Annotated in this window: 11 protein-coding genes and 1 pseudogene; 10 read left to right on the forward strand and 2 right to left on the reverse strand. The window is 41.1% G+C overall.

Annotated features, from left to right (window positions below):
- Window positions 1-113: 113 nt before the first annotated feature.
- The 8 genes and pseudogenes from ACE3G9_RS13605 (at window position 114) to rplY (ending at window position 8675) form a co-directional block, all read left to right on the forward strand.
- Window positions 114-1904 carry a DEAD/DEAH box helicase family protein gene (locus ACE3G9_RS13605; RefSeq protein ID WP_449219417.1) on the forward strand — a complete coding sequence of 597 codons (1791 nt, stop codon included), beginning with the start codon at window positions 114-116 and terminating at the stop codon, window positions 1902-1904.
- Between the two features lie 231 nt (window positions 1905-2135).
- Window positions 2136-3149: a TRAP transporter substrate-binding protein gene (locus ACE3G9_RS13610; protein ID WP_417879040.1), complete on the forward strand. Its 1014-nt coding sequence runs from the start codon at window positions 2136-2138 to the stop codon at window positions 3147-3149.
- A gap of 78 nt (window positions 3150-3227) precedes the next feature.
- Complete coding sequence (locus ACE3G9_RS13615) at window positions 3228-3779, forward strand: TRAP transporter small permease subunit (protein WP_417879041.1); 552 nt, start codon at window positions 3228-3230, stop codon at window positions 3777-3779.
- The gene (locus tag ACE3G9_RS13620) at window positions 3772-5094 is read left to right on the forward strand and encodes a TRAP transporter large permease (protein WP_417879042.1); all 1323 of its coding nucleotides are present in this window, start codon (window positions 3772-3774) and stop codon (window positions 5092-5094) included. Before ACE3G9_RS13615 ends, ACE3G9_RS13620 begins: the two co-directional genes overlap by 8 nt.
- 57 nt (window positions 5095-5151) lie before the next feature.
- A pseudogene (locus ACE3G9_RS13625) lies at window positions 5152-5640 on the forward strand (gluconokinase); the annotation flags it as partial.
- A gap of 9 nt (window positions 5641-5649) precedes the next feature.
- Window positions 5650-7149, forward strand: a complete 1500-nt coding sequence (gndA, locus tag ACE3G9_RS13630; protein ID WP_449219428.1) for an NADP-dependent phosphogluconate dehydrogenase — start codon at window positions 5650-5652, stop codon at window positions 7147-7149.
- An 80-nt stretch (window positions 7150-7229) separates the two neighbouring features.
- On the forward strand, window positions 7230-8231 hold the full coding sequence (gene gntR, locus ACE3G9_RS13635; protein ID WP_449219418.1) for a gluconate operon transcriptional repressor GntR: 1002 nt from the start codon (window positions 7230-7232) through the stop codon (window positions 8229-8231).
- A gap of 165 nt (window positions 8232-8396) precedes the next feature.
- A complete protein-coding gene (gene rplY / locus ACE3G9_RS13640; RefSeq protein ID WP_449219419.1) occupies window positions 8397-8675 on the forward strand; it encodes a 50S ribosomal protein L25 in 279 nt (92 codons plus the stop codon).
- 157 nt (window positions 8676-8832) lie between these two features.
- On the opposite strand, the gene ACE3G9_RS13645 is transcribed toward rplY, so the two are convergent.
- Window positions 8833-9093 carry a DUF1289 domain-containing protein gene (locus ACE3G9_RS13645; RefSeq protein ID WP_417879045.1) on the reverse strand — a complete coding sequence of 87 codons (261 nt, stop codon included), beginning with the start codon at window positions 9091-9093 and terminating at the stop codon, window positions 8833-8835.
- Window positions 9094-9389: 296 nt separating this feature from the next.
- On the opposite strand from ACE3G9_RS13645, the gene ACE3G9_RS13650 reads away from it, so the two are divergent.
- Entirely contained in the window at window positions 9390-9827 is a 438-nt protein-coding gene (locus ACE3G9_RS13650; protein ID WP_449219420.1) for an META domain-containing protein, read from the forward strand.
- Window positions 9828-9980: 153 nt separating this feature from the next.
- Window positions 9981-10784 carry a hypothetical protein gene (locus ACE3G9_RS13655; RefSeq protein WP_449219421.1) on the forward strand — a complete coding sequence of 268 codons (804 nt, stop codon included), beginning with the start codon at window positions 9981-9983 and terminating at the stop codon, window positions 10782-10784.
- A 48-nt stretch (window positions 10785-10832) separates the two neighbouring features.
- Here ACE3G9_RS13655 and metE read toward each other — a convergent pair whose 3' ends face one another.
- Entirely contained in the window at window positions 10833-13175 is a 2343-nt protein-coding gene (gene metE, locus ACE3G9_RS13660; RefSeq protein WP_449219422.1) for a 5-methyltetrahydropteroyltriglutamate--homocysteine S-methyltransferase, read from the reverse strand.
- Between the last annotated feature and the right edge of the window lie 7 nt (window positions 13176-13182).

The raw sequence follows: 13182 nt of genomic DNA on the forward strand, positions 1-13182 counted from the left end.
CCACAGCCAAGCCGAGTCATGAGAAACGAAGTGCCCAAGATTCTAGAAATGCCCTAGTATTTCCCCACCAAGCCTATTATCCTTTCACCTTCTTACTCATTCGCTGATTTATCATGTTCAAACTTCGCCCTTATCAAACCGACTCCGTAAAAGCCGTTATCCATTACTTTCGTAATAATAGTGAACCTGCCGTGATTGTTTTGCCAACTGGCGCAGGTAAAAGCCTAGTGATCGCAGAACTGGCTCGATTAGCTAAAGGTCGAGTATTAATGCTAACCCACGTGAAAGAATTGGTTGAGCAGAATCATGCTAAATACGAAAGTTATTCCACAGAAGATCGTCCTCTTAAAGGTGGCATTTTCTCTGCAGGGTTAGGTCGAAAAGAATCAAATGAACAAGTTGTCTTCGCTTCAGTACAATCGGTAGTACGTAATCTTGATGCCTTTGCCAATCAATTTTCATTATTGGTAATTGATGAATGTCACCGAGTACCTGACAACCCGAAAAGCAGCTATCGAAAGGTAATTTCACACCTACAAACGATCAATCCCGGCATCAAAGTACTCGGTCTCACCGCAACTCCTTATCGCCTTGGCATGGGTTGGATTTATCAATATCAAGTACGTGGCAAAACTGGCCAAGTGAAATCACAAGAACCGCGTTTTTTCCGCGATTGTATTTTTGAGCTACCGATTCAGTATTTATTAGATGAAGGTTTCTTAACCCCAGCCAGAATGATTGATGCACCGATACTGAGCTACGACTTCTCTCATTTAAAACCCGCACTAGCTGGACGCTATAAAGAAGCCGACCTCGATTTAGTTATTGAGCAATCCAAACGTGCTACGCCACAGATCATTGAGCAAATTATTGAACTGGCGAAAGACAAACAAGGCATTATGATTTTTGCCGCCACGGTTCGTCATGCTCAAGAAATTCTCACCCTTTTACCTGCAGAACATTCAGCACTGGTTATTGGTGATACGCATCAAACCGAGCGTGATCGCATCATTAATCAATTCAAAGACAAACAAATTAAATTTTTAGTCAACGTATCGGTATTAACCACTGGTTTTGATGCACCTCATGTTGATTTAATTGCGATTCTTCGCCCCACTGAATCTGTCAGCTTATACCAACAGATCATCGGCCGTGGCTTGCGTTTAGCAGAAAATAAAACCGAATGCTTAGTACTGGACTATGCGGGCAATAATTACGATCTCTACCAACCAGAAGTTGGTGAAACCAAACCCGACCCAACGAGTGACGCCGTCACTATTCCTTGCCCTGCTTGTGGCTTTAATAATACCTTCTGGGGCAAACTGGATAACAATGGCATGTTAATCGAACATTATGGCCGCCGTTGCCAGGGTTACTTTGAAGTGTTAAACGAAGAAGACAGACCTACCGGTGAACGGGAACACTGCGGTTATCGTTTTAAAGCTAAATTCTGTTCTGAATGTGGTGCGGATAACGACATTGCCGCACGAATCTGTCATCAATGTGACGCCACCCTAGTCGATCCAGATAAAAAACTGCGTGATGCACTAAACCTCAAAGATGCCCTAGTATTTGAATGTAAAGATATGGAACTGAACGTTCACAAAACCCAAGATGGCAAATCACAACTTAAAGTCACCTACTCTGGCGAAAGCAATGATGAACAACCTGCCGCTTTAGTTCATGAATTCTGGTCATTAACCACAAAAAAACAAAAGCAAAACTTTGCTGAGCAATTTGTGCGTCCTCATCTTGCCGATAGACATCGCCCTTTTGAAGAAAGCTCACCAACCAAAGTCGTGAATCATCAACATCGATTCCGTCTGCCTTTGTTTATCATTGCTCATAAATCAGGTCGTTTTTGGAAGATCCGAGATAAGATCTTCTCCGATGAGTTAAGCTAAACCTCTCCCGCACTGGCACGACTTCCTTGAATAAGGTGTGCCAGATCTCTCAACTCACCACCTCAATTAACCTTAATCATTCATTAAATCATTTTTTGTGATCCAGTTAATAGCGAAGGCAAATAGTTACCGGTAACATTTCATTTACAAGTTACCGGTAACATTATTCTAATAATCGGAACTTATGCGCCAATACGTAATGTCTAAACGTGCAACTAAAAGGACTATAGAATGAAACTTACTCGCACTCTACTTACTGCTGCTTTAGCTGGAATATTTTCCACCTCTGTTTTAGCCGCTGACTTTAATTTAAAAATTCAATCATCCGATCCATCTGGTGATAAAAATTTCCAAGTACAACAAAAATGGGCGAAAAGCGTTGAAGCCATGTCTGATGGTCGCATCAAAATCTCCCTACTTCCTGTTGGTAGTGTTGTAAAAAATACCGAAACTTTAGATGCCATTCGTCAAGGTATTTTAGATGGTCAACTTACAGCAACAGAGTACTTCTCAGGTAAAGATCCAGCTTTTGGCCTAATTGGTAATATGGTTGGTGCTTGGTCAAACACTGGACAACTACTTCAATACATCAATTACGGCGGTGGTTATGAACTCATGACCGAGCTGTATAAACCTTATGGCGTAAAATTTATCGGTGGCTCGACTACTGGGGTTGAATCATTGGTATCAAAAGTTCCACTTGATGGCGTTGCCGATCTGAAAGGTTTAAAAATTCGTGCACCTGAAGGCTTAGTTCAACAAGTTTTCGCTGCAGCAGGTGCAACGCCCGTAAACTTACCGGGCTCGGAAGTATTTACCGGATTAAGTAAAGGCGTTATTGATGCGGCTGACTACACAGTATTTTCTACTAACCAAAAAGCTGGTATGAACGATATTGCCACTCACCCTGTTCAGCCGGGTTTCCACTCTCTACCTCTGATTGATATTTCAATTAGCCAAAAGAAATGGGACAAGATGTCACCAGATCTACAAGAAATTCTTACCGTATCAGTTCGTGACTTTGCTAATGACATGACAACAGAACTTCGTATTGCAGACCAAGCCGCGGTCGCCAAAGCCGAAAAAGATCCCAATATCACTATTCATAATTGGTCTGCCGAAGAACGTAAAAAATTCCGTACGATTGCAAAAACCCAATGGAAAGTATTTGCTGAGCGCTCACCAAATGCTCAAAAAGTCTATGACTCTGTAACCAAGTATTTAGAAGAGAACGGGTTACTGTAATTTCTCAACAAGTACTATCTGAGGACGGAATTCTTCGTCCTCATTATTCTCTTTTCGTTTGTTTTAATAGGTTGTGTTATGAAGGATGTCCCAACGCCACCAGAGGCTGAAGATGCACCTAAAAATTGTCTTGATGCTTGGATAATTAAAGCCAGTCATGCCCTTAGTATGCTGTTTATTTTAACCGTATTTATTTCGTTTTATGAAGTATTGATGCGTTATGTTTTTGATGCCCCAACGACTTGGGTACATGAAACCGCTTCTTTCGTCGGCGGCAGCTTATTTGTCATCGGTGGCATCTATGCTTTTGCCACTGATAAACACGTAAGGGTAGTGTTAATTTATGACGCGGTGTCAGCTAAAACGCGCCGTAAACTCAATATGGTGCACCACATTGTTGGCCTGGCTTTTGCTCTTATGATGGCATGGGCTTCTTTCACCATGACGAAAACGGCCTGGTATACCCCTTGGGGAGAGTTCCGCCTTGAAACATCAGGATCTTATTTCAACCCACCTTATCCAGCATTACTAAAAGCGCTTATTTTTATTATTTTTTGCATTTTATCGCTGCAATTTATTCTTCATATCATCCATGAAATCAAGGCATTAAGGAGCGATAAAGATGTTTGATTTATCATCTATTGGAATTGGTTACGCAAGCTTATTGATGCTAATCATGATGATCGGGTTATTGCTAACTGGTATGCAGTTAGCCTTTGTCACTGGCTTTGTCGCATTATTCTTTACCCTAGGCTGGTTTGGAGTGGATGCCATACCACTTATTTCTAGCCGCATGTTTAGCTTTGTTGACGGTTATATTTTTCTTGCAGTACCTATGTTCGTATTAATGGCTGCTCTACTTGACCGTTCAGGTATTGCTCGTGACTTATTCGATGCTATGAAATCGGTTGGCCGTAAAGTTCGAGGTGGTGTTGCCGTTCAAACGTTATTAGTGGCGGTATTGCTTGCCTCTATGTCTGGCGTGATTGGCGGTGAGACAGTGTTACTTGGCATTCTCGCTTTACCACAAATGCTACGCCTAGGTTACGACCGTAAATTGGCAATTGGTACAACGTGTGCCGGTGGTGCACTAGGTACTATGTTACCTCCGAGTATCGTATTAATCATTTATGGCCTCACTGCCAGTGTTTCGATTGGTGATTTATTCAAAGCCTCTTTCATTCCCGCGCTCATACTCGCGTTTTTATACATCGCTTATGTTCTTATTCGTAGCTTTTTAACCCCAAGTTTAGCACCACTTCCAACCGAAGAAGAACTGGCTGAAGATGCCTTAAATCGTCCTAGTTACTTTAAAGCCTTGTTCTTTCCTATTCTATCGGTTGCAATCGTCCTAGGAAGCATCTACACCGGTGTTGCATCGGTAACCGAAGCGTCGGCTTTAGGTGTTGTTGGTATCATGGTGAGCGCTATTATTCGCGGCGAAATGAATTGGAACATGCTTAAAGAAAGTGCCATCGCCACCATGCGTACCTGTGGCATGATTATTTGGATTGGTATTGGCGCAACCGCTTTAGTGGGTGTTTATAACCTAATGGGCGGCATTGATTTTGTCGAACAAACCATCCTAGCTTTAAGTGGCGGCCACGCTATGGGAACACTACTCATTATGATGGTGATCTTACTGGTTCTAGGAATGTTCTTGGATTGGGTTGGTGTTGCCTTACTGACTATGCCGATCTTTGTGCCAATTATCATTAATCTTGGTTTTGACCCTATTTGGTTTGGTGTAGTGTTTTGTATGAACATGCAAGTTTCTTTCTTGTCACCACCATTTGGACCTGCTGCATTTTACCTAAAATCGGTGGCGCCAAAAGATATTAGCCTAGGTGAAATTTTTTCATCATTGCTGCCTTTTATCGGTTTACAAATTGTGGCACTAGCATTGGTTATTATCTTCCCGCAACTCGCCTTATGGTGGCAGTAAATTAATCACAATTATCACGCGGGCCTTAGTTTTCTAGGGCTTCGCTAAGGCTGTATTATGAACAATAAAAAGATATTAGTGATGGGTGTTTCCGGCTGTGGGAAAAGCCACATTGGTCACTTACTTGCACAAAGTTTAAATTACAAATTTTTTGATGGTGATGATTTTCATCCGCAAAGTAATGTAGAGAAAATGCAGCAAGGTATCCCCTTAACCGACGAAGACCGCATTGACTGGCTACACACACTCAATCAACTATTTATTGATAATGAATCAGTGGTTATTGCCTGCTCAGCATTAAAACCCGAATACAGAGATATTCTGCGTCACAATAATGAAAATCTCACCATTGTTTACTTACAAGGTAACTTTGACACCATCTGGCAGCGCCATAAAAAAAGAGACAATCACTGGTTTAATGGAAAATCAATGCTAGAAAGTCAGTTCGATACCCTCATTGAACCTCTATCTAATGAAGCGATATTCATCGATATAACCCCCCCCGTTGAAACGGTATTACACAATATTCAGCAAAAACTAAAACAAGGAATGCTTATGTCCAATTCACCTTCTTTAAATCATAGTCATATTGCCATGATCGGGCTTGGTGTAATGGGTAAGAGCCTAACCTTAAACCTGCTTGATAACCAATTCAATGTTGCGGGCTTTGATATTAATCAAGAGCACTTATCTGCCACACAAAAAGAAGCAGAGTTACTCAATAAAGGCACTTTTTTAGCCTGTGATTCATTAACGGGATTATTAAGCACTCTAAAATCACCACGTGTTATTGCCCTCTCTATTCCGGCAGGCAAAATAATAGAGCAAGTGATTGATGATTTGCTAAAAGCTGGATTAGAACCTCAAGATATTGTCATTGATACTGGTAATAGCTTGTGGACTGACACCATTGATCGAGAACAAAAATATCAAGGTCAGCTGCAATTTTTCAGTACAGCAGTTTCTGGTGGTGAACAAGGTGCACGTTTTGGCCCAGCCTTAATGGCAAGCGGCTCAGTTGAAGCATGGCAATCGATAAAACCAATGTGGAATGCCATTGCAGCAAAGGTCGATGCTAATGGTCTTCCTCTGCCACCACTTCATGATGGCGAATCTTGCGCTACCTATACAGGCCCTAGTGGTTCCGGACACTTCGTTAAAATGGTGCACAACGGAATTGAATATGCTGATATGCAACTCATTTGCGAGGTGTACCATTATTTACGTAACGCACTTGAACTCTCACCAAACCAAATTGGTGATATTTTCACCCAGTGGAATCAAGGGGTACTGAACAGCTATTTAATCGAAATTACTGCTGATATTTTAAAACAACAGGATTTTTCAACCGAGCAACCACTCGTGGATATGATCCTCGATAAAGCCGGACAAAAAGGTACGGGAACATGGACAGCCATTAATAGCCTAGAAATTGGTTGTCCAACACCAACAATCACCCAATCCGTGTATGCTCGTTCATTAAGTAGTTTAAAGTCTCGACGCTTAATTGGCGCTCAATGCTTAAAAGCAAAAGTACAACCTATCGATAAAACAAGCCTATCAGCTGTCATCAATGAGCTTCATGATGCATTATATTGCGCCAAATTATGTACTTATGCTCAAGGCTTTGATTTAATGAACGCCACATCTGAGCAGCAAAACTGGCAACTGAATTTTGTTGATATAGCCAAAGGTTGGCGCGCTGGTTGTATTATTCGAGCCACCTTCTTGCAAGACATTGCTAACGCTTACCAGCATACACCAGCACTAGACAACTTGTTGTTTGCAGAGTACTTTGCCCATCAATTAGAAAACCGACAATTAAGTTGGCGAAAAACCGTCTCTAATTCAAGTATGCACGGAATTCCAATGCCAGGAGTCAGCTCAGCACTAAGCTATTTTGATTCGATGAGATGCAGAACTTTGCCGGCGAATCTACTACAAGCACAAAGAGATTTTTTTGGATCTCATTCCTATTCTCGAATCGATCAACCTGAATCTGCGAAATACCATGTAGAATGGAGCCATTCGCCGAGGGTTGAAATAAAGCGTTAACTCTTGATATCGTGTGAAAAAACTAACAAATTTTCTCACACGATACCTGACTTATAGGACTAGAAGTAATAGAGAGAAAAATGGCACCTAAAAATAAACGACCAACACTACAAGATATCGCAAATCTTGTTGGCGTAACCAAAATGACGGTCAGCCGCTGCCTACGAGATCCTAATAACGTCTCTGATGTATTACGTGAAAAAATCAAATTAGCGGTGGAAGAGCTAGGTTACATCCCAAACCGCGCACCTGATATTCTTTCTAATGCAAAGAGTCACTCAATTGGCGTCTTAGTCCCCTCTTTAACAAACCAAGTATTTGCCGAGATCATTCGGGGCATTGAGAGTGTCATTGAACCTGCGGGGTATCAATTGATGCTTGCTCACTATAGCTATAGTGAGCAGCAAGAAGAGAAAAGTATCGAAATGTTGCTCTCATATAATGTTGACGCTTTGATATTATCGGAGAACCACCACAGCGAACGCACTCGAAAAATGCTAAAAACTGCTGGTATCCCAGTTATTGAAATAATGGATACAGTATCAAACTCAATTGAACAATCCATAGGTTTTGATAATCATGCCGCCGCCAAAGCCATGACAACGGCGATGATCGAAAAAGGTCATGATCATATCATTTACTTTGCTGCTCGGTTAGATGTTCGAACTAAATTGAAATTAGCCGGGTATGAAGAAGCGATGCATGAACATGGTTTAACACCGATAAGTCTGCAAACAACCAGTGCTTCTTCTTTCACTTTAGGCGCTGATTTATTACATAAAATGCGTAACGAACATCCGCAAGCGAATGGCATATTTTGTACCAATGATGACTTGGCTGTTGGAGCAATTTATGAATGTCAACGACTTGGAATACGAGTACCTCAAGATATCGGAATCGCCGGTTTTCATGGTCACGATTTATCCAACATTATGGTGCCAAGGCTGGCGACCGTTATTACCCCCCGTGAGAAAATGGGCATAATATCAGCAGAACAAATACTGCTACGTTTAGCAGGGCAATCGATAACGAAACCAATCATAGATTTAGGTTTTAAAATAGCGCTACGAGACAGTGTGTAAAATCATTGCCATTCAACGGCTTTTTATTGCCCTGATGTTATTTGAATGGTAGTATCCGCGCTCGTTTCAATGCTTAATTATTTAATCAAGCTTGAAACAACGCTTAATCACTAGGTCGCTACGTGATTAAACATCTTTTAATTTACTAATTTGAGAGTAAATACTATGAAATTTGAAGCAGTAGTACGTACTGAACTAGGTAAGGGTGCGAGCCGCCGCCTACGTCACGCTGGCCTATTCCCAGCAATCGTTTACGGTGGAGAAGCAGCACCTGTTTCTATCGCTCTAAACCACGATGAAGTTATCAACCAAATGGACAAGCCTGAGTTCTACGAAGGTATCACTCTAGTAATTGATGGCAAAGAACTTAAAGTTAAACCGCAAGATGTTCAACGTCACGCGTTTAAACCAAAAGTTGAGCACATGGACTTCATTCGCGCTTAAGACTTTCCAGTCTTTGATTCGATGAATCCACCTTTTGCATACCATTGAATTCGAATTTACCACTCGAAACTCAATAAAAATTAGAAAGCCCGATTGCTACCAACTTTCGGGCTTTCGCCTTTTTATAACTCACTAAAAATATCAATATCCTTCCGATTTAAAACAAACTCCCCTGTGGTGGCAAATCCTCGTCATTATCAACTTGTACGACCGGAATAGCATTACGTTGAGCTAAGCGTTTACGATAATATCGTTGCTTACATAATTTGATGATATGTCTTTGCTGAGCAGGAGTGAAATTAAGCCAATTGAAGCGTTCTTCACGTTTTCTCATACATCCTTGACAATATCCCTTTTCATCAACGGTGCAGACACCAACACACGGACTTGGCACTGAAAAAAACTCTAATTGTTCCATGTGCCCTCCTCAATCCCGTTATAACTTGTTATGCCTTTGTTATAAATTAATCACATTGTCAATAAATATATACCCAAGTAACTTCAAGATGCGAGTTTCAGCAAGAATAAAACAAGTTTTAGGGATGATAGCTCTGAATTCTGTATCTTGCAGTCACTTGGTTATCACCATTCAAACTTTTTAAATGACTGACGTCTAATGCTAAGCTAACAATAATTTGCTAATCTATAGAAATATAAATGCTTTAACTGACATTTCTGATGTAAAGCATAACCTACCTATATGGAGAGAGTCCGATGAAAAAGCTGATCACAGCATTAAGTGTTCCTGTATTACTGGCCGCTTGTTCTTCAACTGATAAAGCTGATGTTGTAACACCCGCCGACCTACAGCATCACCACTGGGTATTAACAGAAGTTGATGGTAAGGGTGTACCTGAAACCCATAACGATATTAGGCCTGATCTAGAAATCGGTGAAGCGATGAACTCCCACGGTAATGCGGGCTGTAATGGTTTTAATGGACAAGCTGAAATCAACCCGAAAACTGGCGAGTTCCGTATTGAGAAAATGGCAATGACAATGAAGCTTTGTCCAGGCGAAGCGATGAATATTGAACGTGCCGTCGCAAGTACATTATCAGCATGGAGCAAAATTGATTTAGGGAAAGATACCCTGACTCTTTCTAATGACCAGCATAAGCTGACTTACACTCTGAAAGATTGGGTATATTAATCCCATTTAATCTATACCCAAGTAATTTCAAAATACAAAATTCACTTGGGTATCATATTTATTTAAAATTAGTCGAACTTCATGAAAAGCCGTTGTAGCATGATGTATATGTAGCATGACGAATTGTTGGAATAGGTAGGATGGAGTTCGACTGTGTTTAAATATTGTTTGGGGGTTTTATTATCGTCACTGCCCTTTCTTTCTCAAGCATGCCAAATCACACAATCGACAATTGGTAATGAGTATTTAGTCTCTGAAGACTGTGAACTGCTGCCATACAACTCAACTCACTTAGATAAGATAACGCCTTCCACCCAATATTTTGTTCAATACCTATTTGCTTCTAGCTTCCAGTCTTATCTAAATATAAAAGGCGAAATACAAAGTAAGTTTGATTACCCTATTGCAGAACAATCCTATAATTATGGTTATCGCATGATGATTGGTCCGGTATCACTTGAAAATGCACAAATCGCTTTATCTGAATTGAACCGCCGTGGATATCGCGATGCACTAGTTAAGTTTTATACCCAATCAAAAGTTTCTGAAATGATCTCTCTTTCTTCGTCAGATCAAAGCAATGATGAAGAACCAGAACAAGCTGAAACCATAGTCATGCCATATATGATGCCGATATTTTCTATCGGTGGCTCAACAGCATTACTGCCTATCTATGATGATAACTACCAAGGCAAAACTACTCATTATAACAAAACCTATATTGGGAGTTTTACCTTTACGCAAGCTCAAGCGGTATGCCGAGAATCAAATAGTAAAATAGCCAGTGCTCGTAATTACAATTACATGTTATCGAATATGGAATTTATGATGAAGTATGCGGTGAAATCGCAATTTTGGTTAGATCCCAATAGAACCATCACCCGTATTCAAAATCAAATCACCACTCGAGACCACGATCCAAGTGACTATTTTAATGTCATTTGTGTGACCCAATAAAAAACCAGCACGTGGCTGGTTTCTGCTTTAATTAGTTGGATTAAAAGATTAGAAGCGTTTACGTAACGTCTTCGCCGCCTCTACCATATTGTGTAATGACGCTTCTGTTTCCGCCCAGTTACGAGTTTTTAAGCCACAGTCAGGATTAACCCACAAACGCTCTACTGGAATTTTCTTCGCCGCGGTTTCCAGTAATCCAATAATCCATGCTTGGGTCGGAATGTTTGGTGAGTGAATATCATAAACTCCTGGGCCAATTTCATTCGGATAATTAAACGCTTCGAATGCTTTGAGTAATTCCATATTGGAGCGTGAAGTTTCAATCGTAATAACATCAGCATCAAGCGCTGCGACTGAATCAATGATCTCGTTAAACTCGCTGTAACACATGTGGGTATGGATCTGAGTTTCAGGCTTGGCACTGGCAGCTGATAGCTTAAACGCGTCCACTGCCCATTCTAAATATGCCTTGTGGTCACGTTTTTTCAGTGGTAAGCCTTCACGAATCGCTGGTTCATCAATTTGAATAATATTAATACCCGATTTTTGTAAATCATCCACTTCATCACGCAACGCAAACGCGATCTGCTGAGCAATTTGTTTACGAGTGATATCTTCACGCGGAAACGTCCAACATAAAATCGTCACTGGTCCTGTTAACATGCCTTTCATCAGCTTTGAGGTTAGCGATTGAGCATACACCGACCAATCTACCGTCATTGGTTTTTCACGTTCAATATCGGCTACGACAATCGCCGGTTTCACACAACGTGAACCATAACTTTGCACCCAACCAAAACGGGTGACCTGAAAACCTGCTAAGTTTTCCGCAAAATATTCCACCATATCATTACGCTCAGCTTCACCGTGCACAAGAACATCTAAATCGAGAGCTTCTTGGCGCTTAACCGCATCTTGGATATGGCCTTTTAACGCTTTCTCATAGTCTGCAGCACTTAACTTTCCTGTCCGAAATGCACTACGCTGTTGACGAATTTCTGCGGTTTGAGGAAACGATCCAATTGTCGTAGTCGGCAATAATGGTAAGTTAAGTACTTCCGCTTGATGATGCGCCCTTTCTGGATAAGCGGCACTACGTTCGACAAATGCTTGAGTTAATGAATTTAAACGCTGCTGTACCCGAGGTTTATTAACATGATCGGCACTTAAACGAGCTTTAATCGGTTGACTATAACTAGAACAGGCGGCAATCGCATGACCATTACCGTCTAATGCTGCGCCTAATAAGCTTACTTCATTGAGTTTTTGTTTAGCGAAAGCGAACCAACTTTTCACTTCATCTGACAATTCGGTTTCAAGCTCTAAATCCATTGGACTATGTAATAAAGAGCATGAACTCGCAACCCACAAATTATCACCACGCTGCGCTTTTATTGGTTGTAATTTTGTAAGCCAAGATTCAAGATCGGCACGCCACACATTACGTCCATTAATCACGCCAACCGATAACACCCAATCTTGTGGGATTGAGTTATGCACTACTTCAAGTTGCTCTGGAGAAGCCGACAAATCAATATGTAAACCATTAACCGGCAAATCAACAATTTTAACCAAATTATCTTCCACTGAATCAAAGTAGGTCGTCAGTAATAGCTTCACTTCACCTTGTAAGATTTGATATGCCAATTTAAATGCACTAGACCATTTATCTTCTAGTTCTAAGCTTAAAATAGGTTCATCGATTTGTACCCACTCTACGCCAAGCGATTTCAATTTCGCCAGAATCGCTTGATAGACAGGCAGAATCCGAGCCAATAAAGATAGACGGTCAAAGCCATTTTCGACTTCTTCTTCATTGACTTCTTTGCCTAAATACAAGTAGCTAAGTGGGCCCAATAAAACCGGCTTCACATTGTGCCCGGCTTGAATTGCCTGATTCACTTCATCAAACAATTGCGGCCAACTCACTTGAAAACTGTCGTCTTGGCTAAACTCCGGCACAATGTAGTGGTAGTTAGTATTAAACCATTTGGTCATATCAGATGCCGCGGCACCGGCACTTTCTTCATGAGCAGATCCACAACCACAATTTGAAGCTTCACTATTTGCCGATTGACCACGTGCCACTTTAAATAAGGTATCTAGGTCTGGAAAGCCACCATTTGAATGCCTTGCGGGTACATGCCCTAGCAGTAAGCTCGTTGTGAGTACATGATCATACCAAGCAAAATCGCCAGCCGTTACATAACTTAAACCACTCGCCGTTTGATCATTCCAATGGCGTTGACGCAGTTCACTACCTACGGCTTTTAATGCATTTTGATCGATTTCGCCTTTCCAATACTGTTCTTGAGCAAATTTCAGCTCACGTTTTTCACCAATACGTGGGTAACCCAGAATATGTGTGATGGTTTTATTTTGTGCCGTCATATTGTCC

The organism is Vibrio sp. E150_018, assembly GCF_053544035.1.